General features: G+C 72.2%; 23 protein-coding genes. 11 read left to right on the top strand and 12 right to left on the bottom strand.

All coding sequences use genetic code 11. The features are described from left to right. Nucleotides 1-188 precede the first annotated feature (188 nt). Complete coding sequence (locus ACH4E7_RS35190; protein ID WP_396253234.1) at nt 189-335, top strand: hypothetical protein; 147 nt, start codon at nt 189-191, stop codon at nt 333-335. 114 nt (nt 336-449) lie between these two features. Here the strand turns inward: ACH4E7_RS35190 and ACH4E7_RS35185 are convergent, their stop codons facing one another. Beyond that, nucleotides 450-2,165, bottom strand: a complete 1,716-nt coding sequence (locus ACH4E7_RS35185; protein WP_396253233.1) for a GAF domain-containing protein — start codon at nt 2,163-2,165, stop codon at nt 450-452. 195 nt (nt 2,166-2,360) lie between these two features. Here ACH4E7_RS35185 and ACH4E7_RS35180 point away from each other — a divergent pair, with 195 nt between their 5' ends. The 3 genes from ACH4E7_RS35180 to ACH4E7_RS35170 are packed head-to-tail and all read left to right on the top strand — an operon-like array spanning nt 2,361 to nt 4,538. Continuing rightward, on the top strand, nt 2,361-3,404 hold the full coding sequence (locus ACH4E7_RS35180) for a zinc-dependent alcohol dehydrogenase family protein (RefSeq protein WP_396253232.1): 1,044 nt from the start codon (nt 2,361-2,363) through the stop codon (nt 3,402-3,404). Nucleotides 3,405-3,430: 26 nt separating this feature from the next. Next, nucleotides 3,431-4,084, top strand: coding sequence for a helix-turn-helix domain-containing protein (locus ACH4E7_RS35175; protein WP_396253231.1), 654 nt, complete (start codon nt 3,431-3,433; stop codon nt 4,082-4,084). A 58-nt stretch (nt 4,085-4,142) separates the two neighbouring features. Continuing rightward, nucleotides 4,143-4,538, top strand: a complete 396-nt coding sequence (locus ACH4E7_RS35170; protein ID WP_396253230.1) for a hypothetical protein — start codon at nt 4,143-4,145, stop codon at nt 4,536-4,538. Nucleotides 4,539-4,709: 171 nt separating this feature from the next. On the opposite strand, the gene ACH4E7_RS35165 is transcribed toward ACH4E7_RS35170, so the two are convergent. Both ACH4E7_RS35165 and ACH4E7_RS35160 read right to left on the bottom strand, forming a co-directional pair. Beyond that, nucleotides 4,710-5,093, bottom strand: coding sequence for a hypothetical protein (locus ACH4E7_RS35165; RefSeq protein WP_396253229.1), 384 nt, complete (start codon nt 5,091-5,093; stop codon nt 4,710-4,712). A gap of 493 nt (nt 5,094-5,586) precedes the next feature. Further along, entirely contained in the window at nt 5,587-5,799 is a 213-nt protein-coding gene (locus ACH4E7_RS35160; protein ID WP_396253240.1) for a DUF1259 domain-containing protein, read from the bottom strand. Between the two features lie 341 nt (nt 5,800-6,140). Between ACH4E7_RS35160 and ACH4E7_RS35155 the strand changes: the two genes are divergently transcribed. Then, nucleotides 6,141-6,617, top strand: a complete 477-nt coding sequence (locus ACH4E7_RS35155; protein WP_396253228.1) for a Chromate resistance protein ChrB — start codon at nt 6,141-6,143, stop codon at nt 6,615-6,617. Beyond that, nucleotides 6,614-7,045, top strand: coding sequence for a chromate resistance protein ChrB domain-containing protein (locus ACH4E7_RS35150; protein WP_396253226.1), 432 nt, complete (start codon nt 6,614-6,616; stop codon nt 7,043-7,045). Before ACH4E7_RS35155 ends, ACH4E7_RS35150 begins: the two co-directional genes overlap by 4 nt. A gap of 301 nt (nt 7,046-7,346) precedes the next feature. Here ACH4E7_RS35150 and ACH4E7_RS35145 read toward each other — a convergent pair whose 3' ends face one another. Beyond that, nucleotides 7,347-8,246, bottom strand: coding sequence for a nuclease (locus tag ACH4E7_RS35145; RefSeq protein ID WP_396253225.1), 900 nt, complete (start codon nt 8,244-8,246; stop codon nt 7,347-7,349). 300 nt (nt 8,247-8,546) lie between these two features. On the opposite strand from ACH4E7_RS35145, the gene ACH4E7_RS35140 reads away from it, so the two are divergent. Next, nucleotides 8,547-9,290 (top strand): G1 family glutamic endopeptidase, encoded by a 744-nt coding sequence (locus ACH4E7_RS35140; RefSeq protein ID WP_396253224.1) that lies wholly within the window; start codon nt 8,547-8,549, stop codon nt 9,288-9,290. Between the two features lie 70 nt (nt 9,291-9,360). On the opposite strand, the gene ACH4E7_RS35135 is transcribed toward ACH4E7_RS35140, so the two are convergent. Next, nucleotides 9,361-9,969 carry an ester cyclase gene (locus ACH4E7_RS35135; protein ID WP_396253223.1) on the bottom strand — a complete coding sequence of 203 codons (609 nt, stop codon included), beginning with the start codon at nt 9,967-9,969 and terminating at the stop codon, nt 9,361-9,363. Between the two features lie 96 nt (nt 9,970-10,065). Next, nucleotides 10,066-10,791 carry an SDR family oxidoreductase gene (locus tag ACH4E7_RS35130; RefSeq protein ID WP_396253222.1) on the bottom strand — a complete coding sequence of 242 codons (726 nt, stop codon included), beginning with the start codon at nt 10,789-10,791 and terminating at the stop codon, nt 10,066-10,068. A 129-nt stretch (nt 10,792-10,920) separates the two neighbouring features. Between ACH4E7_RS35130 and ACH4E7_RS35125 the strand changes: the two genes are divergently transcribed. Further along, nucleotides 10,921-11,865, top strand: coding sequence for a LysR family transcriptional regulator (locus ACH4E7_RS35125; RefSeq protein WP_396253221.1), 945 nt, complete (start codon nt 10,921-10,923; stop codon nt 11,863-11,865). Between the two features lie 63 nt (nt 11,866-11,928). Here the strand turns inward: ACH4E7_RS35125 and ACH4E7_RS35120 are convergent, their stop codons facing one another. After that, nucleotides 11,929-12,297 (bottom strand): MerR family transcriptional regulator, encoded by a 369-nt coding sequence (locus ACH4E7_RS35120; protein WP_396253220.1) that lies wholly within the window; start codon nt 12,295-12,297, stop codon nt 11,929-11,931. A 109-nt stretch (nt 12,298-12,406) separates the two neighbouring features. Here ACH4E7_RS35120 and ACH4E7_RS35115 point away from each other — a divergent pair, with 109 nt between their 5' ends. Next, nucleotides 12,407-13,192 (top strand): amidohydrolase family protein, encoded by a 786-nt coding sequence (locus ACH4E7_RS35115; RefSeq protein WP_396253219.1) that lies wholly within the window; start codon nt 12,407-12,409, stop codon nt 13,190-13,192. A gap of 87 nt (nt 13,193-13,279) precedes the next feature. Here the strand turns inward: ACH4E7_RS35115 and ACH4E7_RS35110 are convergent, their stop codons facing one another. Next, nucleotides 13,280-13,855, bottom strand: coding sequence for a TetR/AcrR family transcriptional regulator (locus ACH4E7_RS35110; protein WP_396253218.1), 576 nt, complete (start codon nt 13,853-13,855; stop codon nt 13,280-13,282). Nucleotides 13,856-14,048: 193 nt separating this feature from the next. Here ACH4E7_RS35110 and ACH4E7_RS35105 point away from each other — a divergent pair, with 193 nt between their 5' ends. After that, the gene (locus tag ACH4E7_RS35105) at nt 14,049-14,468 is read left to right on the top strand and encodes a 4-oxalocrotonate tautomerase family protein (RefSeq protein ID WP_396253217.1); all 420 of its coding nucleotides are present in this window, start codon (nt 14,049-14,051) and stop codon (nt 14,466-14,468) included. Nucleotides 14,469-14,594: 126 nt separating this feature from the next. On the opposite strand, the gene ACH4E7_RS35100 is transcribed toward ACH4E7_RS35105, so the two are convergent. Continuing rightward, nucleotides 14,595-16,550: a putative Ig domain-containing protein gene (locus tag ACH4E7_RS35100; protein WP_396253216.1), complete on the bottom strand. Its 1,956-nt coding sequence runs from the start codon at nt 16,548-16,550 to the stop codon at nt 14,595-14,597. Between the two features lie 258 nt (nt 16,551-16,808). Between ACH4E7_RS35100 and ACH4E7_RS35095 the strand changes: the two genes are divergently transcribed. Then, nucleotides 16,809-19,226, top strand: coding sequence for a ricin-type beta-trefoil lectin domain protein (locus ACH4E7_RS35095; RefSeq protein WP_396253215.1), 2,418 nt, complete (start codon nt 16,809-16,811; stop codon nt 19,224-19,226). A 130-nt stretch (nt 19,227-19,356) separates the two neighbouring features. On the opposite strand, the gene ACH4E7_RS35090 is transcribed toward ACH4E7_RS35095, so the two are convergent. The 3 genes from ACH4E7_RS35090 to ACH4E7_RS35080 all read right to left on the bottom strand — a co-directional run bounded on the left by ACH4E7_RS35090 (nt 19,357) and on the right by ACH4E7_RS35080 (nt 21,003). Continuing rightward, nucleotides 19,357-20,325, bottom strand: coding sequence for an NAD-dependent epimerase/dehydratase family protein (locus ACH4E7_RS35090; protein ID WP_396253213.1), 969 nt, complete (start codon nt 20,323-20,325; stop codon nt 19,357-19,359). Nucleotides 20,326-20,428: 103 nt separating this feature from the next. Continuing rightward, a complete protein-coding gene (locus tag ACH4E7_RS35085) occupies nt 20,429-20,788 on the bottom strand; it encodes a zinc ribbon domain-containing protein YjdM (RefSeq protein ID WP_355671563.1) in 360 nt (119 codons plus the stop codon). After that, nucleotides 20,785-21,003, bottom strand: coding sequence for a hypothetical protein (locus tag ACH4E7_RS35080; protein ID WP_396253212.1), 219 nt, complete (start codon nt 21,001-21,003; stop codon nt 20,785-20,787). The genes ACH4E7_RS35085 and ACH4E7_RS35080 overlap by 4 nt, the downstream gene beginning before the upstream one ends. Nucleotides 21,004-21,060: the final 57 nt, after the last annotated feature.

The following is a 21,060-nucleotide window of genomic DNA, read 5'->3' as shown; positions in this document are numbered from 1 at the left end:
GAACCACGTCTCGCGGCTGCTCTCCAAGCTGGGCGTCGAGCGCCGCCTCCAGGCAGCCGTCATCGCCGCCCACGCCGAGCCGCCCGAACAGCACCCAAGCGCCTCACCGGAGCCCGGCCGCACGGTGGAAGTGGTCCACCCGGCACGGCCGAGGAGGCGGCGATGATGTACTGGAACGGCCCCGGCATGTGGAGTGGCCGCACCTGCGCTGGGAAGCCCGCGACCCGCACCGACGCCCCGGCTACGTCCAGATGGTGATCCGCCTCGGCTACGGCCCCGAGGGAGCCCCGACACCCAGGCTGGCGGTCAGGGAGGTGCTGGGCCGGGAGAGGTAGCGGTCGATCCCGCCGGGAGGCCCGCCGTTCGCGACGGGGCTCAGCCGTAGAGCCGCTCGCGCACCGCGCCGCGAAACGCGACCACATCGGGGTCAGCCCAGGGTGTCAGTGCGTTCAGGCGTCGGGCAACGGGACCTGCCAGACCAGCTCGGTGCCGCCCTCGGGGCGGGTGAGGGCGGTGAAGGTGCCGCCCAGGGCGGTGGCGCGGTCGGTGAGATTGGCGAGGCCGCTGCGGCGGCCGCCCTCGGGGAGGCCGATGCCGTCGTCGGTGACCGTGACGGTCAGCTCCTGGTCGGCGGAGACCGCGGCGTCGACGGAGGTGGCCTTGGCGTGGCGGGCGGCGTTGGACAGGGCCTCCTCCAGGACCGCGACGGCCGCGTCCGCGATCTCGGCGGGGACGGTGGCGTCGAGCAGGCCGGTCATCCGCAGAGCCGGGGTGAAGCCGAGGGAGCGGGCGGCGCGGTCGACCACGTCGACGAGCCGGGCGCGCAGGCCGCTCGCGGCCGGGCCGGACTCGCGCAGGCGCAGGCCGAAGATGGTGGCGCGGATGGTCTTCGCGGTCTCGTCCAGGTCGTCGATCGCCCGCAGGACGCGGTCCGTCGCCTCGGGGTGCTCGATGAAGCGGGTCGCGCCCTGGAGGGTCATTGCGGTGGCGAAGAGCCGCTGGATGGCCAGGTCGTGCAGGTCGCGGGCGATCCGGTCGCGCTCCTTCAGCAGCGCCACCTGCTCGGAGTCGCGGCGGCGCTCCGCGAGCTCCATCGCCACCGCCGCCTGGCCCGCGAAGCCCAGCAGCGGCCCGGACTCGCCCTCGTCGAACAACGGTGCACCGGACGCGCGGGCCAGCATCAGCACACCGCGGATCCCGCGCCCGACCGTACCGACGGGCACCACGACCGCCGGTCCCAGGCCCTCCCAGCGCGGCGGGCCGACCGTGATCCGGGGGTCCTTCCGGACGTCCGGACTCACCACGATCCCGCCGGTACGGGCGGCCGCGCCCATGAACGAGCCCTCGAGGGGCACCACCAGACCCCGGTGCTGCTCCGCACCGAGCCCGACGGCGATCCGCACTTCCAGCTCGCCGGTGTCCGGTAGCGGTACGGCGACGACGGCGAGGTCCGCGCCGGCGATCTCGGCGGCCCGGGCGAGCAACAGGTCCAGCACCTCCTGCTCCGCGCTGCCCGACAGCAGACTGCTGGTGACCTCCGCGCTCGCCTCCAGCCAGCGCTGGCGCCGCCGCGACCGGGCGTAGAGGCGGGCGTTGTCGATCGCCACCCCGGCGGCGACGGCGAGGGTGGCGAGCACCGACTCGTCCTCGGCGTCGAACTCGCCCCCGCCGCGTTTCTCGGTCAGGTACAGGTTGCCGAACACCCTGTCCCGGATCCGGATCGGCACCCCCAGGAAGGACCGCATCGGCGGGTGATGGGCCGGGAAACCGTAGGAGGCCGGGTGGTCGGCGATCCGGGTGAGCCGCAGCGGCTCGGGGTGGCGGATCAGCTCGCCGAGGATGCCGTGCCCGGACGGCAGCGCACCGATCCGCTTGACCTGGTCGTCCGTGACACCGACCGGGATGAACTGGGACAGCCGCTGGTCCTCACCGATCACGCCCAGGGCGCCGTACTCGGCGTCCACCAGGGTGACCGCCGCCTCCACGATGTGTTGCAGGGCCTGGGACAGCTCCAGGTCGCGGCCGACGGCCAGCACCGCCTCCAGCAGGCTGTGCACGCGGTCGCGGGTGCCCCTGGCGGCGTCCAGCCGGGTCTGGAGTTCCTCCAGCAGGCCGTCCAGCCGGAGCCTCGGCACGGGGGTGGAACTCTCCGATTCGCTGCCCAAGGAATCCTCCACGGCTCGCCCGACGCCCCTGACCAGGGTAGGCGCGTACGGCCCGGGGCGCCGGACACGGAGGGGGCCCATCGGCCCAGCGGGAGGACCCCACCGGGCCCCTGGCCGGGGGCGCGGCGGCATCGGAGCCTGGAAGGGCGAGTGGAACCCACCCGGCTCCGCCAGTCCCGGAGGAGTGATCGCGGCATGAGGGCGCTCACCTACCACGGACCCGGCCGCCGCACCTGGGGCGACGTCCCCGACCCGGTCGTCCGCGACCCGGAGGACGCCGTCGTCCGGGTGGACGCGGTCACCGTCTGCGGCACCGACCTGCACATCCTCAAGGGCGACGTCCCCGAGGTCGAACAGGGCCGCGTCCTCGGCCACGAGGCCGTCGGCACCGTCACCGAGACCGGACCGGGCGTCCGCACGGTCGGCCCCGGCGACCGCGTGCTGGTCTCCTGCATCTCCGCCTGCGGCCGCTGCGCCTACTGCCGGGGCGCGTGCTACGGCCAGTGCACCGGCGGTGGCGGCTGGATCCTCGGCCACCTGGTCGACGGCTGCCAGGCCGAGTACGTCCGCACCCCCTTCGCGGACACCTCCCTGTACCGGCTGCCCGAGGGCGTCGGCGACGAGGACGCCCTGCTGCTCGCCGACATCCTGCCCACCTCCTACGAGGTCGGCGTCCGCAACGGCAGGGTGGGCCCGGGCGACACCGTCGCGATCGTCGGCGCGGGGCCGATCGGGCTCGCCGCGATCCTCACTGCCCGCCTCTACAGCCCGGCCCGCATCGTCGCGGTCGACCTCGCCCGGAGCCGCCTCGACGCCGCCGAACGCTTCGGCGCCGACACGGCGCTGACCGTGGCCGAGGCCACCCCGGAGGCCGTCCGCGAGCTGAGCCGGGACGGACTCGGCGTGGACGTCGCGATCGAGGCGGTCGGCGTGCCCGAGTCCTTCGAGCTGTGCACGCGCCTGGTGCGCCCCGGCGGCCGGGTCGCCAACGTGGGTGTGCACGGCAGGCCGGCGGTGCTCCACCTGGAGGACCTCTGGATCCGCGACATCACCATCACCACCGGGCTGGTCGACACGAACAGCACTCCGCTGCTGCTCGATCTGCTGGCCGTCGGCAGACTGGATGTCGCGGGCCTGGTCACCCACCGATTCGGGCTCGACGAGATGCAGGACGCGTACGACGTCTTCGCCGACGCGGCCGGCACCGGAGCTCTCAAGGTCGCGCTCTTCCGGACGTGACCTGCGTGCCTGGAGGAAGCGCAGCCATGACCGAACGCCCCGACCCCGTCGCCATCGCCAGCCGGATCGTCCAACGCCGCGACCAACTCGGTCTGAGCGAGTGGATGCTGGCCTACCGGGCGAACATGGCACCGGCCTACCTGCGGCAACTCCTGCAGGCCGGGCCGGAGTTCGACCCCGAGGCCTTCGTCCGGATCGCCACCGCCCTCGGCACCACGTGGCCGGAGCTGCTGTCCGGCCACCGCCCGGACGCCCCGCCGGGGCAGAGCGACGCCGGCCCGCACCCGCTGCTGCTCCACCTGAGCGAGCCGCAGTGCTGGGACCTGATCGGCACCCACGGCGTCGGCCGGATCGGCCTGCCCGTCGGGCCGGCGCCCTTGGTGCTTCCGGTGAACTACACGGTGGACGCCGGAACGATCGTCTACCGCACCGCCCCCCGGGGTGCCGCCGCTCCGGCCGAGGGCTCGCCGGCCTCGTTCCAGGTGGACCACATCGACGACCGCCGCAGCCGAGGCTGGAGCGTCCTGATCCTCGGCGAGGCCCACCACATCGACGACCCGGACGAGCAGCAGCGGCTCTCGGCGCTGCCGGGCACCACGCCGTGGGCCGGCGGCGCCCGCCCGCTGTGGGTGCGCATCCGGCCCGGCGAGGTCAGCGGCCGCCGGATCGGCACGGGGTGAGCTGTTCGCGCTGTGCCGGACCGGCGGAACACTCTGTCAGCCGCGATCGCGTGCCGTGATGGCCCGCCCCGCGCGGGTGTTCGGTGCCTCGGGCGGGAGCGCGCCGGCGCTGATCGACGGCGCCCTCCTGGCTCGGTCGTTCTCCCGCTACGTTGCCCCGCAATGCGCCCTGGGAGGCGTCGAACAGGCCAGGCAAGGCGCGGAGTTGGACCCGGTGGGATTCGGGGCGTGTCTGGCACACGTCATCGGCCTGTTCAACCACGCATCGCCCGGGTCCGACGCCGTGCGGCAGTTCGCTGCTGTCGGTTACCTTGCCAAGGTCACGGACGACGTCATCGATCTGTGGGACGACATGGTCGACGGGCGCGTGAACCTCGTGTTCTCGCTGCTGCGCGTACATCCCGCCGAGCGGGCCCGGTCCCGGGCACGGTCCGGGCGGATGGCGTCCTGCTGAGTGGTGTAGCAACGATCTTGGAGTAAGACCTGGTCAAACCGGGTGCCGTGCTCGCGTCCCAGCCCGCACGGAGTCGCCTCACTCCCATCAGAGTGACCTACCCCGAAGTGCGGTTGGCCGGCTCCACCCCGACCAGGCTCCCCAGCGCCGTTCCCTTGCGCTAAGGGAAGGTCAGCACGCCGACTTTCCGTTGGCGCAGGGGGCGTGACCGCCTGTGGCCCCGGCGTAGGCTGCTGCTTCGACGACCGCACGGTGGGCGACCCTTGCCGCACGGGCAACGGCATAGTAGGTCTCATCGGCATAGTAGCCGTCGCGGTAGTAGCCGTAGTAGCCGTCGTACGTGAAGTAGCCCGCTTCGACGGCCGCCCAGTGGGCGACGTCCGCGGCACGGGAAACGGCATAGAAGGCGTCCTCTGCGGCGCGGACGGTGGCAGCGGCGCTCGGGGTGCCACTGACGTTGCGCGCGCTGGTGTCCGTGTCGCCCACCGGGACCGCGGCGCCACCATTTTCGGGGGCAGGCAGTGCCTCTGCCCGCGCTGCGGCGTCGACGGTCATACGCCCGGCTGGGGCGGCGACGGCCGGTACAGCGGAAGCCAGAACCCCTCCCAACACAGCGGAAACCACACCTACCCGCATAGCGAGGGGTGAACCTCGTCTCATCGCCAAACCCTTCCTTTCTTCCATGAAGCACATCGGGAGACGGACACCAGGCCCCAGCACGACAACCGCACTCGGGATAACACCGGTTACACCGCCGCAGGCGACTGCCTGCTCTTCCACTCTCGAACACCGTGCCCGCCCCCGCCATCCCCGCCACCCATCCGGGGCCCGGACCTGGCCCCGAACGGGGCGGGCCGTGATCACGGCCGAGCCGGTGAGCCGCGGGGTATCCGGGCGCCGGCGCCGTCGAAAACCGGATGGCGTCTCATGGAACGGAGTGGTCCTACGTTGTTGGTGGGTCTGACGGGTCGGTCGTATGGTCCTGAGATTCAGCGACTCCGGGTATGGCTGTGCGGGCTTGATCCAAGGCCGGGTCGTTCTCACGAATTCACGTTGGTGGCAAGGGGTTTGGTGGCAGCTCTGCAACGGAGCAGAACGTGGGCGACGGGGCCCCGTTGGAGCAGGTGGTCCGCCAAGACCGTCTGCCGCTTACGGAGTTTCGTTGCAGGTGCTTGTGGATCGCGGTCTGATCCAGCCCGCCCGCGTGCAACGCGCCGGTGGCGCGCTGGAGTTCGTCCTCGGCGGCCACGAGGTCGCCCATCAGTAGCGTGCGTCCGTCCTCGTAGCGGGTGAACACCGCGCAACCGCCCAGCGGCGGCCGGGCTTGACGGTGCCGCGCACGCGGCATCGGGAATGCCCGCCGAGACGTCGTCCAGCAGCGTGTAACCGTGGCGCCGCACGGTCACACCGTCGAGAATGAAGACCGGGTCGGATGGATCCACTCTCGGCCTCCCCGGAACGCGGTCGCTCGCTTGGCGAAACCCGGGTTACATGTCCAGAGGGGCCGGTCGACGGCGCGCGGACAGCACGGAGGTGATCGCAGTGGCGGATCAAGGGGGTTCGGAACACCCGGCGGGCTCGTCGCCGTCCACGGGGCGCTGGGTGCTGCTGTCGTATCGCATCCCGCGTGAACCCTCCACCCCCCGGATCGCCGTGTGGCGCAAGCTCAAGCAGCTCGGCGTCGTCCAGATCTCCGACGGCTTGGTGGCCCTGCCCGCCGACGCCCGCACCCGCGAGCAACTGGAGTGGATCGCCGAGGAGGTCACCGAGGCCGGCGGAACCGCGGGCGTCTGGCTCGCCCAGCCCGGCACCCTCGCACAGGAACGCGAACTGGCCGGCGCCATGGCGACCGCGCGTGCCGACGAGTACCGCAAGGTCGCCGAGAGCGCCGCGGCCCTGAAAGGACAGCCGGAGGCGGAGCGCCTGCGCGCGGTCCGCCGACTGCGCACCGAGCTGCATCGGATAGTGCGGCGCGACTACTTCCCGCCCCGCGAACGCGATGCGGCCCGCGCCGCCGTCGAACACCTCGCGGCAGGCTCCGCCGCGCCCGCGAAGAACAGGCCGGTGACGCAGTCGTGAGGTGGGCGACCAGGGCCGGGGTGCACATCGACCGGGCGGCCTGCGCATGGCTGATCCGCCGGTTCATCGACGCGGAAGCGCAGTTCGTGTTCGTCGGCGACCCCGCGGAGGTGCCGCCGGACGCGACCGCCTTCGACATACGGGGTGTGGACCTCTCCCACCACGGCGATGACTGTTCCTTCGAGACCATCCTGCGCCGGTACGACCTGACGGATCCGGCGCTGTGGCGGATCGCCGAGATCGTCCACGAGGTCGACCTCGACGACCGGCGCTACGACGCCCCCGAGGCGCCCGGCTTCGACGTCGCCCTGCGCGGGCTGTCCATGGTGTGCACCGACGAGCAGACGCTCGCCGTGACGGAGCCGCTGTTCGACGGCCTCTTCGAGTACATCCGGCGTGGCCTCCTGCTGGACCGGCCCCCGGCCTGACCAAGGTGGTGGGCGTCGCCGAGCAGTGGGCCAGTGCGTCCGCGAGATCGGTACGGGGCAGCCGACGCCGGCGGGCCACGCGGCTACCACGCCGAGGCGGCCCACCGGGCCGGCACACGACACGCGCGCCCGCGCGGGACCTCTCCGCTGGCACTGTCACCGACTTGGCCCGCTTGGCCGAGCACTGGCACCGGATCTACTCCACCCACCCTCGGAATGCGTACGAGACTGACGACTGAACAGGTCACGTTGACCTCGGAGGAGGTTCCGTCCTGGGCCTGGTTACTGCCGGGATCTCCCGTCACTTCTCGACGAAGACGAGGTCTTCGATCGGGCGGGTCATCCGGAACGTGTTGCCGTTGGTGACCTCGACCACGTGCTGCAGGCCGATGATGCTGGCCTCCTGCTCGGGCACGTGGAACTCGTCGGCGCCGCCCGCGAGATAGGCGGGCAGGCAGGTCAGAGAGGGGCCGAAGAGGCGGATGTAGTCGGCGAGGCGGCGGAACAGCTTGGGCACGATGACCTGGTGGTCGGTCAGCGTGGCGAGATTCTCGATCTTCACGCCGCTGGTGGTCTCGTCATACGCCCAGACGCTGCCCGGGACCTTGTCCTCCCGCGCCTGCTGGGTGGTGGCGGTCATGTCCGCCCGCAGCTCCTCGGACAGGTTGCCGTAGAACGTCGGGTAGACCAGGCCGCGGGAGAGCAGGTGATGGTTGGCGGTCCGGTTCATCATGCTGATGGTGACGTCGATCCGGGTGCCGCTCCTCGCGGGCTTCGGGTCAGCGCCGATCTTGGGCGGGTCGCCGCGTCCGATCAGCGCGACGCAGCGGCCGTACATGTCGGCGCCGGAGGTGAGGATGTAGCCGGGGACGGTTTCCGGGGTCGACGCGGTGACCTTCTCCTCCGGGTCCTGCACGACCTTGCTGAAGCCCAGCCAGCTGAGCAGCTCGTCCCGGGCGGCGTGGGCCCCCTTGTCGCGCGGCTGGTGGACGTAGTCCGGGCCGACGCCATTGTAGTGGGTCTCGGTGGCATCGATCCCGTCCACCCGGATCGAGGCGCCGCCGTGCTCGTCCCGCTTGACGCGGTTCTTGCCGGGCACCTCGCACCAGAAGCCCGGGTCGCGCGGGGTGAAGTGGACGGTGTCGCCGTCGGGCCGGTCGCCGAGGATCCGGTACGAGCCGGTGATGAGCAGCATGGGCATGTTTACCTCCCGTGTCCGATCGGGTGCACATTGTTTCCCCGTGCGCGAATGATTGGTGGGAGCCTGACCGGCGAGTCCGCCCGGTTGTGGCCGATGCGCGCTCTGTGCGCGACGGTGATTCCTCGCCCACTCTGGAGCGTCAGAGTGTTGATCCCGGGCGGCGGCTGAGCCACCTCTCGGATGCCGTACCACCACACGCAGACCACAGCTTCGTTATCGCCCCGTGACCCACCGCTCTCGCGCGGTGGGTCTACCTTTGTCGACGCTCGGCCAACTCCACGCCCCCACAAGGGAGTAGTCATGTCCGTAGCCAGTCGGCGTACCCTCGCCGTGTCCGCTGCCCTGTTGAGCGTCCTGGGCACCACCGCACCGGCCGTCGCCGCCAGCGCCCCCACCCTCGTCCAGGCCCCGCTGGCCCATCACGGCGGCGGCCTCCTGCGCAGCACCAGTGGCAACTGGGCCGGCTACGCCGCCACCGGCGGCCGGTTCACCAGCGTCAGCGCCAGTTGGGTGCAGCCCGCCGTCTCCTGCTCCGGCGGCAATACCTGGTCCAGCTTCTGGGTCGGCCTCGACGGCGACGGCAGCAGCACGGTCGAGCAGACCGGCACCGAGGCCGACTGCTCGAACGGTTCCCCGGTGTACTCCGCCTGGTACGAGATGTACCCGGCCTACCCGTCCAACTTCAGCAACACCGTGCGGCCGGGCGACCACTTCACCGCGAGCGTCACCACCAACGGCAGCGGCTCCTTCACCCTCACTCTCTCCGACACCACGGCCGGCTGGAGCCGCACCGTCAACAAGTCCCTCAGGAGCGCCTCCCTCGCCTCCGCCGAGGTGATCGCCGAGGCCCCCTCCAGCTCCACCGGGGTGCTGCCGCTGTCCGACTTCGGCTCGGTGGCGTTCAGTGGCGCCAAGGTCAACGGCCAGAGCCTGGGCGGCTTCAACCCGGACAGCATCACCATGGCCTCCGGCGGCACCACCAAGGCCAGCACCTCCGGGCTGAGCGGGGGCAGCGCCTTCTCGGTGACCTGGAAGCACAGCTGACGGACGAACGGGCGGACCGGGCCGCGTCGCCGAGCGAGCGCTCGTACGGCGACGCGGCCCCGTCCCGTGGTCAGCCCCGACTGCTCAGCTGGGCCGACAGCGTCTCGTTGTCCTCGATGTGCCAGTCCTCGATGATCCTGTCGGTGCCGACGTGCTGGATGTCGATGGCGTTGAACTCGACGTTCTGGCCCTTGCCCCGGACGCCGTTGAAGGTGCCGGTGAAGTGGCCGCGGAAGACCAGTCGGGCGGTGATCCGGTCGCCGGTGACCAGGAGGTCGGACAGCTCGCAGGTCAGGTCGGGCACGGCGGCGCGGAGGTTCTTCGAGGCGAGGACCGGCCCGGCGGGGCCCTGGGGGCGGCCGACCGGCAGCGTGTTGTCCTTGAACCGCGGGTCGATCGCCGCGTCCAGGTACCGCTGCTGCCCGGTGTTCCAGAACGTGTACAACTGCTGTGCCAGGTGGACCTCCTGGGCCGCGCGCCGCTCGCCGATCGAGCGGTCCGCGGTGAGTGCCTTCGGCTGGACCAGGTCGGGCGAGCGGTCGATCAGACGCTGCGGCCAGGCGTGCGAGGGCGGGCGGTGGCCGTCCTCGCGGGCCGGGGCGGCCGCGGCGGTGCCGGCCGCCAGACTCGCCACCGTCGCGACGGCTGCGGCGGTACGGATCAGGGTGCGCGAACGCATGGGAGGGGCTCCTCGAATCGGTCGGTCGCGCGCCGGGCGTCGAGCGCGGCCGGGGTGGATGGATCGGACGTCCCGTCGGATCCGGTGGGCGGGGGGTCAGGCGAGTCGGCCGCCGCCGTCGACGTGCAGCACGGTGCCGGTGACGTACGGGTTGTCGATGGCGTAGAACACGGCCTTGACCAGGTCCTCCGGGCTGCCGACGCGGCGGGCCGGGTTGCGCTCGGCGACCCCGCGCAGGAACGCCTCCTTGTCGGAGCCCAGGCCGTCCCAGGATCCGGTGTCGACGATGCCGGGGGAGACGGCGTTGACCCGGACCGGGGCGATCTCCACCGCCAGCGCCCGCACCAGGAAGGCCAGCGCGCCGTTGGTGGTGGCCATGACCGTGCGTGCGGGGGCCGGGCGCCAGGCGGCCACACCGGAGAAGAAGGTGAACGAGCCGCCCTCGGCGACCTGTCCGGCCAGGTGCTTGGCGAGCAGCAGCGGACCGATCACCTTCGCGGAGAACGCCCTCTGCACATCGGCGAGTTCGAGATCCTGCAGCGGGCCGTTGGCCGGCATCGCGGCGGTCGAGACCAGGTGGTCGAAGCGGCCGACCAGCTTCGCGGAGTCGGCGATCGACCGCTCGTCGGCGAGGTCGAGCGTGATCACCTCGGCGGGCCCGGACAGCTCGCCGGCCGTCCACTCCAGCTTGCGCGGATCCGGGCCGGCCAGCACGACCGCGGCGCCGGCCGCCGAAGCGGCCCGGGCGAGGACCCGACCGGTGCGCGAACCCGCGCCCACCACCACGAGTCGCTTTCCCTGCAGGGACGTGCCATCGGACATGGGAGTACTCCTTCGAGTCATCGGGGATCGGCCGCCCGCTGCTTCCCGCGGCGGCCGCAGCACGACCCTCTCCCGGGCGCCCGTCATGAGTCCAAGGATTGTTTTCTACCCCACCGATAAAATCCGCTCATGGCAGCAACCCCGACGCTCAGGCAGCTCGAATACCTCGTCACCGTGGTCGACACCGGCTCCTTCACCCGCGCCGCCGAGCGACTGCACGTCACCCAGCCGGCGCTCTCCCACCAGATCCGGGCGTTGGAGAGCACGCTCGGCGGCCCGCTGCTGGAACGCCTGCCGCGCTCGGTGCGGCTCACCCCGACCGGCCGGGCGGTGCTGCCGCACGCCCGCGCCGCGCTGGCCGAGGCCGAGCGCCTGACCTCGGTGGCCAGGCGCGCGGTCGGCCTGGAGGAGGGGGAGTTGGAGGTCGCCGTCGTCTACTCGGTCAGCCTCGGCGTCCTGCCGCCGGTCCTGCGGTCCTGGCGCCGTCTGCACCCCGGCGTACGGATCCGGCTGCGCGAGTACTCGCACGCGGACCGGCTCCAGGACGCGATGACCGCAGGCCGCGCCGACGTCGGCATCGGTCCCGTGCCGGCCGGATGGGAGGGGCCGATCCGCGAACTCGGCGTCGAGGAGTTCACGATCGTCCTGCCCGCCGACGACCCGTTGGCCGACCGCCCCACCGCCTCGGTCGCGCTCACCGACCTCGCCGACCGCGCCTGGGTCCACTACGCCCCCGACAACGGCCTCGCCGATCTGCTCGACCACGTCTGCGCCCAGGCGGGCTTCCACCCCCGGGCGGCGGTCCGCGCCGAACAGACCTCCGCCGCACCCCTGCTCGCCGGGGCCGGGCTCGGCCCGGCGCTGGTACCGGCCGACATCATCCCGCCCCACTTCGACGGCGTCCTGCTCCGCCCCGACCCCCCGATCCGCCGCACCCTCACCGCCTACACCCGCACCCGCCCCGACCCCCTCACCGTGGCCTTCGTCGACCTCCTCGCCCAGCAGGCCCGCGTCAACCAGGCCCGCCTCCCGGTCGGCGCACCCGGCCGGCAGGCGGCGAGCCCGACGGGCTGAGGCGTGGCTCGCCGTCAGCGCGCCGGTTCGCCGTGGTGCGACGGCTTCGGCGCCGCCGGGGGCTCAGGCCGTCGGGGGCGGGCCCGCCGCCTCGGTGGCGGCGATGGCCCGGCGCAGGGTTTGCCGGGCCTGGTCCAACTCGTCGGCACGGCGGTCGAGTTCGGCGAGCTGGGTACGCAGCTTGGTGAGCACCCCCGGACAGGCGATGAGCGGGCCGTCCGGCTGGCCGCAGGGCAAGACCTGGCTGATCAGCCGGGTGGGCAGGCCCGCCGCCAGGAGGGCGCGGATCTGGCGGACGGTCTGCTCGGCGGACGGCTCGTAGTCGCGGTAGCCGTTGGGGAGGCGGGTGGAGGTCAGCAGGCCGGTCGATTCGTAGTACCGGATCAGACGCTCGCTGGTGCCGGTGAGTCTGGCCAGTTGCCCGATCCGCATGGTCGCTCTCTCCCCGTTCGACTTGACCTTGTCACGGTGTCAGGGTCGAAGACTAGGGCACGGCGACCGGGGGTCGCCGCGAGGGACCGGCACTGACCAGGAGAAACCGTTGATCATCGACGCTCACAGCCACGTTCACGACCCGCTGCGCGACCACCTCGCGCTGCTCGACGAGGCGGGGGTCGACCGCGCCGTGCTCTTCGGCACCCGGCCGCATCCGGAGCGGGCCGCCGATCTGGCCTCGTTCAAGCGGGAGATGAGCGTGCTGCACGCGACGATCAGCGGGCAGTCCGCCGGTGCCGACGCGCACGCTGCGGCGCTGCGGGAGCTGGAGGCGGCCTGCGCGGCGCACCCGGACCGGTTCATCGGGTTCGGCAAGGTGCGGCTGGACGTGCCGGCCGAGCGGATCGCCGCGGAGGTGGAGCGGGACGTGGTGGCCCGGGGCTTCCGGGGCATCGGCGAGCTGACGCCGCCGCCGGACGGTGCCGGCCTGATCGAGCCGGTCCTGCGGGCCACCGCCGACCACGGGGGACTGCCGGTCGTGGTGCACGGGTTCGCGCCGACCACCGCCGGCGACCTGGCGACGCTGGCCGAGCTCGCCCGCCGCCATCCGAGCGTCCCGGTCGTGATCAGCCAGCTCGGCGGTCTCAACTGGCTGACAGCCGTCGAACTGGCCAAGGAGACCCCGAACCTGTACCTGGAACTGTCGACGGCAAGCATCGTGTTCGCGGTCCGCCTGGCGATCCAGGAGGTGCCCGACCGTACGGTCTTCGGCTCGGACGCCCCCTACGGCGACCCGGTCCTGACCCGCGCCTTCGTGGAGCGCGTCACCCCTCCCGGCGAGCTGCGCGACCGCGTCCTCGGCGGCACCTTCGCCGAACTCCTGGGCCTCTGAGCCCAACTGAGGAGTCGGTCGGACGGCACCGCTCGCCCCCGACGGGGGTGGGGGCGAGCGGTCGCCGTTCCGCGGTGAAGGCCGTGCTCAGCCGGCGTAGCGGTGCGCGACGAGCGACGCGGCCGTGCGCGCGACCTGCTCGAAGGGTTCGAGATCGCCGGCGGCCCGGCACAGCACGTGGGCGCCCTGCAGCAGCGTGATCAGGGTGGCGGCGAGGTCGCGGGCGGCGTCAGCGCCGAGTCCGGCGGCGGTCAGCCGCTCCGCGAGCTGGTCCACCCAGGACGTGAACGCGGTCGACGCGACTTGGCGGAGCGTCACATCGTCGGCCTCCGAGCCCGCCCCGACCGTGACCGCGGCGACCGCGCATCCTCCGCCCGCCGCGGAGGCCGCGAGCACGGGCCTGACCAGATCCAGGAAGGCCGCGACGGCCTCCGGCGGGCTGTCCGCCGGAAGTGCGGCGAGGCGGGCGCGGACCTCGCAGCCGTTGCGTTCCGCGGCCTCGGCGACGAGCTGCGCCTTCCCGCCGGGGAAGTGGTGGTAGATCGCGCCGCGCGCGGCGCCGCTGCCGGCCAGGATGTCGGTGAACGACATGCCCGCCACGCCCCGGTGCGGGAGCGCCGCGACGGTCGCCTCGATCATGCGCTCGCGGGTGTCGCCGGCCAAAGGTCGCCTCCGATCGTGAGCCTGACGTCGTGTCAGGGAATTGTGTCTGAGGGTTGTGCCTGGGGGTTGTGCGAGGCGGTCGTGCGTGGTGGTCGTCCGACCCGCGCTCTCGCGGCTCCTTGACTAGTACGCCCATCCTAGCCCAAGCTGGACTAGCTAGTACGTCCGTCCTAGCCGACTCCAGGGAGGGCCCATGCCCATCACCGTCACCGCGCCGCGCGGCGTCCTCACCCCCACCGGCGAGCGCGAGATCCTGCCGCAGTTGACCGCCGCCCTGACCGGGGCCAGCGGCCTCGCCGGAAACCCCGGCTTCACGTCGATGATCGGCGGTACCGTCCACATCCTCGCCCCGGAACACGTCTTCGCCGGAGGCGTGAACCGCCCGGTCGTCATGGTCGAGCTGAAACTGCCCGACATCGGCCTGGCCACTGCCGAGGCCCGTGCCGCGTTCATCCGAGCCGCCACGGACGTCGTCGAACGCCTGACCGTCGACGGGCACGACAACGACGACACCTGGGTCAACATCCTGAACGCCCGCGACGGAGCCTGGGGCATCGGCGGGAAGGCCCTCACCAACGACGACCTCGTCGCCGCCATCACCGCCGCCGACTGACCGGTCAGTGAACACCGTCCGGCCGGGACATCCCGTCCCGGCCGGACGCTGCCCGCCGGTCAGTCGGCCCGGGTCAAAGCCCTGCGGCGGCCTCCGCCCTCGTGGACGGGGCCGGGAGCGTGCCGCTCAGGACAGCTTCACCGAAGCGTCGTCGACCAGGAACGCGGTCTTCCCGCTCGTCGAGTGCGCGACGAGCTTGATGCCCACCGTCGAGCCGAACTCGGCTGCCACGTACGGAGTCAGGTCGAAGGACTGTGGCCGGTAGCCGTTGGTCGCGTCCAGGTTGGTCCAGGTCTTCACGGTCGCCACGTAGTCGCCGCTCCACTGGTCGTAGAGCTCCAGCGAGAGCGTGTCCACCGCCGAACCCCCCGGCGCGGAGGCCCCCTGGGCGCTGCCGGTGATGTTCAACCAGAAGGAGAGGTGCTCCTTGGTGTACCCGGGGGTGGTCTCCACCCACTGGGTGACGGAGTCGTCGTGCGCGGTGTTCTGCCCGAGCCAGGCGTATGTCGAGCCGCTGTGCGCCTGGTGCGCGGTGGAGGGCGTGATGACGTTGTAGCCGGACGGGTTCCAGACGCCGTGGTCGGCGGTGCCGTTCTCGAAGCTCGGGTCGTTGAGCTGCTCGATCGGGGCGCAGCCGGTCTGCGGGCCGCGGAAGAACCCGGCCTCGAAGGTCTGGCTCTGGGTGTTGCCCCGGTCGTCCCGGCCGGTCACGGTGACGGTCTTCCAGCCGGTCGCGTGTGTCGTGCCCGTGAGGTGACCGGTCGTCGGGTCGATCCGCAGGCCGGCGGGCAGGCCCTTGGCGCTGTACGTGATCGGGCGCCCGGCGCGGTCGGAGGCGAGCACCGGGATGTCGACGGGCTTACCGCTCTCGACGGTCTGCTCGCACGGCTGGGTGACCTGGAGCGGCGCGTTCCCGAAGACCGGGTCGTCGCCCGTGCACAGGTGGTCGTAGTTGGACCAGGTCGTCTGCACCGGGAAGACGCCGGTGGAGAGCGTCAGGTTGAACATCCCGCCGTTGGCGCCGACCGGGATCCAGGAGCACTTGTCGGCGTTCTCCTGGCCGGTCGCGTCCGTCCAGGCGCCGGAGGCGGTCTGGTCGGTGATGGTCTCGGCGTACTCGTGGCCGCCGATGATGCCGTAGCCGTCGAGTCGGCCGCGCGCTCCGGTATTGATCCAGTTGGTGCCGCAGGCGGGCACGTCGGTCAGGTACGGCATCAGGGTGTAGGCGAGGGTGCCGGCCGAGCTGCGCATGAAGGTGTGCCAGGCGCAGTAGCCGAGTTCCTTCCACTTGTCGGAGTCCAGGCCCTGGCCGGTGTTGACGATGTACTGCACGTCCCGGTTCTGGTTCGGATCGCTGTTGCCGAAGTGCTGGGCCGCGGCGGCGACTTCGGCCGCGATCTCCGGCTCGGTGGCGGCCTGCGGTGCGGGCTTGGCGTTGTCCACCCAGACGCCGGCGAGGGTCTGGCCGGCCACCGGCATGCCGACGTGGTTGGCCTCGGGCGGGCAGTAGGACGAGCCGGGGGTGATGCCCTCGCAGTACTGGGTCATCACGCGGGACCAGGTGTCGGTGCCGCTGCCCAGGCCCTTGAAGAAGTCCTGCTGATAGGGCGCGGCGCCGTCCGGGTCGCCGGAGAGCGTGACGTCGCCGGTGGCGGGGTCGGTGCCGGGGTTGCCCCACTGGCTGCCCCAGTAGACCAGGTAGACCTTCGGCTGGCCGGTGGTGACTCCGATGGAGTCCTGGCCTCCCCGGTAGGTCATCTGCAGGTTGTAGTTGTTGCGCGGGGACGCGGCGGCGGTGCGGGCCGTGGCGGCCTGCCGCTGGGCGAAGGTGTCGGCGTTGGGCATGACATGCGGTCGGGTGGCGCCGACCTGGACCCAGGTGCCGTTGATCTGCCGCCAGCCCTCGGCGGCGGGATGCGGGTCCTTCGGGGTCGTGGACGACGTCGGGGGCTGGGTCGGGATGTCCGGCCGGTCCTGGGCGTGGGCCGGGCCGGCGGTGCCGACTGCGGCGAGGCCGAGGGCGAGGGCGCCGAGCAGGAGTTTCCGGAGTGGTCCGCCGGGGCGGGAGCGTGCTGTTGGCACAGGTTGGTCCTGACTCTCGGTCGAGGAGCGGGGAAGTGGCAGCCGCCCGTGCGCTTCCCGTTGACGGCGTCGGATGCGGCATGTGAAATGACACATGTCACCGATCACATGGGTCAAGACCCGTGGGTCGAGGTTCGCGCCCGGACCTTTCCGACCCGCGGCTTTGAACGTTCAAATCGCACACGCACACCCACCGCACCCCGCCCCAGCCCACCCCACCCCAGCCCACCCCACCCCGCCGCACCGCCAAGGAGCCCCATGTCCTCCGCCCGTGCCCTGCCGTCGGGCCTCGCCGTCCTCGCGGCCCTGACCGTCCTCACCGCCCAGGCCGTCGTCGCGAGCCCGGCCCGGGCGGCGGACGGCGCCCCGGTGAACGGCGTCCCGGTGAACGGCGCAAGTTTCGTCCTCGGGGCCGGGTCGGACGGCGGGTGCCTCGGGACGAAGTTCGCGCAGGCCGCGGCCGGGACCCCGGCCGTCCGGGCGGCCTGCCAGGGGCTGTTGAGCCAACGCTGGCGGCTGCTGCGGGTCAACACCACGTCCCCGGCCGCCTACGTCCTGATCAACTCGGCGACCCGACGCTGCCTGGTCGTGGGCGGCCACCAGCGCGTCCGCACCGCCGTCACCGAGGACTGCGGAAGCGTCCCCGACAACGAACGGTTCACCATCTCGCCGGCGCCCGGCGGCGGCTACACCCTCGCCGTCGTCGACAACGGGCAGTGCCTCACCGCCCCGCGCGGCGCGGCGGACCTTCCCGTCCAAGCTCGTGCCTGCGAGGCCTCCGCCGACCAGCGCTGGACGCTGACCCGTACGGAGCCGTTGGTCCTCAGCAACCCCGGCTTCGAGAACGGCGCCTCCGGTTGGACGTTCACCGAGCACACCGGCGTGGCCACCAACAACCCGCACTCCGGCAGCCGGCTCGCCTACCTCGACGCCGGCACCGGCTACCGGGTCGGCCAACAGGTGACCGCCGTCACCGCGGGCACCTACGACCTGTCCGCCTGGATCGCCACCGGCGCGGCCGGAGGCACCTTCTCGGTCAGCGTCAACGGCACCGTCGTGCAGTCGCTGACCCTGCCCGAGCAGCCCACCTACGCCAAGTACACCCTCCCCCGGGTGAAGGTCGCCGCGGGTGACCTGGTCACCCTCGCCGTCGGCTCCTCCCCGTCGGGGTGGGTCAACGTGGACGACGCCTCGGTCGCCCCCTCGGCCCCGAACGACCCGCAGATCAGTTCCTCCGACCCCGACCTGGTCGCCATGTTCGACTGGGCCAAGACCAAGGCCAACAGCTGGGTCCAACAGGCAGGCGCCACCGGCGTGTTGAACATGGACGAGAACAACACCGGCGGCACCTCCACCGGCGCGTACGACACCACGTACTGGGCCGGCTACCCGTTCCGCTCCGCGTTCTACAGCCGCGACTTCGCCCACCAGATGGTCGGCGCCCACCTGCTCGGACTCGACGCCCAGAACAAGACCATGCTGCGCGGCTTCGCCGCCTCCGCCACCGATCTCAACGGCCACTACCCGGTGTGGGCCCTCAACCTGGACGCCAGGACCTACGCCGCTATCGACTACCACGGCCCGAACAGCTTCGTCCGGGAACTGCCCGCCCCCTTCGAGCTGGTCCAGAAAGCCGGCGAGGCCTACCGCTGGACCGGTGACCACGACTACGCCGAGGACCCCCTTCTGACGGAGTACGTCCGCACCACCCTCGACACCTTCATCAGCCAGCACCCCGGGCCGATCGACAACCACGGCATCCCGATCCCGCAGGCGAAGAGCAGCAGCATCTTCGCCGGCACCGCCAGTTACGCCGAGAACGCCGCCACCACCTACGCCGAGGCCGGCGACGCCCTCGCCGCCCAGTACCAGGCCTACCTCTCCGCGGCGACGCTGGCCGCCGCCCGTGGCGACAGCGCCGGCTCGGCCGCGTACGAGCGGGCCGCCGCCGGCCTGAAGAGCTACGTCAACACCACCTGGAGCGCCGACCCGAAGCACCCCGCCGACGTCGTCCACGGCTACGACACCCAGGGCCGCCCGGTCGGCGGCTGGGGCTACGAGACCAGCGTGCTGATGCCGATGAAGAAGCTCCTCGACCCCGGCCCGCGCCTCGACTCCTACCTGAAGTTCATCGACGCCCAGGACTCCGGTCCGCAGGCCTCCGTCAACGCCGAGGGCTACACCTACCTGCCCGACACCTACTTCGCCAACCACGACGGCGCCACCGCCTGGAAGTGGATGCAGCACGTCTACCAAGGTGTCGACCAGCTCCACGTCAGCGGCCGGATGCTCAACGGCGACTACCCCGAGCTCCCGTTCACCCTGCTGAGCCAGACCGTCCAGGGCCTGCTCGGCGTCGAACCCGACGCCGCTGCGGACACCCTGACCACCGCCTCCCAGCTCCCGGCCGGCATCGGCTGGCTCCAGGTCGCGGGCATCCCGATCGGGAACGGCACGGTGACCCTCCGGCACGACGGGCAGACCAGCAGCACCCTGACCAACACCGGTGACACCGCGCTGACCTGGGAGGCACGCTTCCCCGGCAGCCACACCGGCATCACCGTGGACGGGACGCCCCGGCCGACCCGCACCGTCACCGTCGACGGCACGACCTACACCCTCGCCACGGTCACCGTCGCCCCCGGCCGGACCACGACGGTGGCCGTCACCGGTTAGGACGCGAAGAGGCGGCCCCGTACCGACGGCCCTTCTCGACGGCCTGACCGGGCCCGGAGGTCACCCTCCGGGCCCGGGCCCGGGGCCGCATCGGTCCCCGCCCGGTCCGTCGCCGCAGGTGTCCCAGGACTCAGTGCCGCTTCCAGGCGGTGAGGAGGTCGGCCTCCTGGCTGGGCGTCAGGGTCTCCGGCAGCGGCTCGAACGGCGCGATGTCGCGTGCGGTGTCGGCCACCGGGCGGAGCTTGAGCCCGGTGGCGAGGGCGGCGGCGGGGTCGGCGGTGCCGGTGGCGCGGATCAGTGGATCGGTGGTCCACAGCGGCAGTGCGCGGTCCGGGACGTCGGCCGTCCGGAGGAAGTCGTCGTCCACCCAGGTGAGCGTGGTCCCGGCCGGGGCGACCGCGGTGGCGACGGCGCCGAGCAGGTCGCCCATGGTGAACGGCGGGGGAGTGGCGGCGTGGTAGGCGCCGGATGCGCCCTGTTCCAGCAGGGCGAGCATCCAGGCGGCGAGGTCGCGGGCGTCGACGACCTGCACCGGCGTGTCGGACCGGCCGGGGGCCAGGACCTCGCCGCCCCGGGCGAGGCGCTGTACCCAGTAGTCGAAACGGTGGGTGTAGTCCTGGGGGCCGATCACGTACGTCGGGCGCACCAGCAGCGTGTCCGGGCCGAAGGCCTCCCGTGCCGCCCGCTCGCACCGGACCTTGAGCGGGCCGTAGCTGGCGGCGGTGACCGCATCGGGTTCCGGGCCGTCGGCGGGCAGCAGCGGGGAGTCCTCGGTGAACGCCGGGGCGCCGGGGGTGTCGTACACGGCCATGGACGAGATCAGGAGGTAGCGTCCGGCGGCGCCGGGGTCCAGCGCGTCGGCCAAGTGCCGGATCTGGCGGGGGAAGTACGCGCTGACGTCGACGGTGGCGTCCCAGCTGCGGCCGCGCAGCAGGGACAGGTCGGCGTCGCGGTCGGCGATCAGGTGCGTGGCGTCGGGGAGCAGGTGGGCACCGGACCTGCCCCGGTGCAGCACCGTGACGTCGTGTCCGGCCGCGAGTGCCGCCCGGGCGAAGTGGAATCCGACGAATCTGGTGCCACCCATGATCAGTATGCGCATCGGGCCATCGTGCCAGTGCCGGGCCGTTCACTGCACGTCGCCGGAACGCTGAGCGGCGGCACGGTGAACCCCGGCCGCCGCACGGCGCGGCACGTGAGGGTGTTCAGGCCTTCTTGACCACGCTGGACTTGAGCTGCATCGCGCCGAAGCCCTCGATCCGGCAGTCGATGTCGTGGCCGTCCACGCCGTCCACCAGGCGGATGTTGCGCACCTTGGTGCCGGCCTTGATGCCGGAGGCGCTGCCCTTGACCTTGAGGGCCTTGACCACGGTCACGGTGTCGCCGTCGCTGAGGACGTTGCCGACCGCGTCCCGGATCACCCGCTCGCCGGCGCCGGCGGCCTGCTCGGAGCCGCCCTCGGCGGGCATCCACTCGTGGCCGCACTCGGGGCAGACCATGAGGGCGTTCATCTCATAGGTGTACTCGCTGGAGCACTGCGGGCACGGGGGGAGGTTGTCGCTCATACGTTCAGGATATCCAGGGTGCGAGGGGCGTTTTCCGTGGTCAGCGGGTGTGGATGGCCGCCGTGGGGGCGCGCTGCCCGGGGTGCGGGGCGGATGTGCAGGCGGCGGCCGGTGGCGGCGGCCTCCGCGAGGAGGGCCCGGAGCGCGGGCAGCTCGACGGTCCGCCGGGTGGCAGGGGAGCCGTGGTCGTCGTAGGCAGTGACGGTGAAACGCAAGGGCGGCCTTTCCGGGGACGCGGTGGATGGGGTGCGGGAGGCGGACGTGCGCGGTCC

The organism is Kitasatospora sp. NPDC018058 (genome assembly GCF_044327205.1).
Classification (GTDB): Bacteria; Actinomycetota; Actinomycetes; order Streptomycetales; family Streptomycetaceae; genus Kitasatospora.
This window is presented reverse-complemented; position numbering and strand designations above follow the sequence as displayed.

Excerpts from the sequence above, each read along its gene's own strand:
- ACH4E7_RS35120 (WP_396253220.1), bottom strand. The coding sequence starts at position 12,297 with ATGCGGATCGGGCAACTGGCCAGACTCACCGGCACCAGCGAGCGTCTG.
- ACH4E7_RS35085 (WP_355671563.1), bottom strand. The coding sequence starts at position 20,788 with ATGAGCGACAACCTCCCCCCGTGCCCGCAGTGCTCCAGCGAGTACACC.
- ACH4E7_RS35180 (WP_396253232.1), top strand. The coding sequence starts at position 2,361 with ATGAGGGCGCTCACCTACCACGGACCCGGCCGCCGCACCTGGGGCGAC.
- ACH4E7_RS35135 (WP_396253223.1), bottom strand. The coding sequence starts at position 9,969 with ATGCGTTCGCGCACCCTGATCCGTACCGCCGCAGCCGTCGCGACGGTG.
- ACH4E7_RS35165 (WP_396253229.1), bottom strand. The coding sequence starts at position 5,093 with ATGACCGTCGACGCCGCAGCGCGGGCAGAGGCACTGCCTGCCCCCGAA.
- ACH4E7_RS35160 (WP_396253240.1), bottom strand. The coding sequence starts at position 5,799 with ATGGGCGACCTCGTGGCCGCCGAGGACGAACTCCAGCGCGCCACCGGC.
- ACH4E7_RS35105 (WP_396253217.1), top strand. The coding sequence starts at position 14,049 with ATGCCCATCACCGTCACCGCGCCGCGCGGCGTCCTCACCCCCACCGGC.
- ACH4E7_RS35170 (WP_396253230.1), top strand. The coding sequence starts at position 4,143 with ATGGCCCGCCCCGCGCGGGTGTTCGGTGCCTCGGGCGGGAGCGCGCCG.
- ACH4E7_RS35140 (WP_396253224.1), top strand. The coding sequence starts at position 8,547 with ATGTCCGTAGCCAGTCGGCGTACCCTCGCCGTGTCCGCTGCCCTGTTG.
- ACH4E7_RS35095 (WP_396253215.1), top strand. The coding sequence starts at position 16,809 with ATGTCCTCCGCCCGTGCCCTGCCGTCGGGCCTCGCCGTCCTCGCGGCC.
- ACH4E7_RS35175 (WP_396253231.1), top strand. The coding sequence starts at position 3,431 with ATGACCGAACGCCCCGACCCCGTCGCCATCGCCAGCCGGATCGTCCAA.
- ACH4E7_RS35145 (WP_396253225.1), bottom strand. The coding sequence starts at position 8,246 with ATGCCCATGCTGCTCATCACCGGCTCGTACCGGATCCTCGGCGACCGG.
- ACH4E7_RS35090 (WP_396253213.1), bottom strand. The coding sequence starts at position 20,325 with ATGCGCATACTGATCATGGGTGGCACCAGATTCGTCGGATTCCACTTC.
- ACH4E7_RS35130 (WP_396253222.1), bottom strand. The coding sequence starts at position 10,791 with ATGTCCGATGGCACGTCCCTGCAGGGAAAGCGACTCGTGGTGGTGGGC.
- ACH4E7_RS35125 (WP_396253221.1), top strand. The coding sequence starts at position 10,921 with ATGGCAGCAACCCCGACGCTCAGGCAGCTCGAATACCTCGTCACCGTG.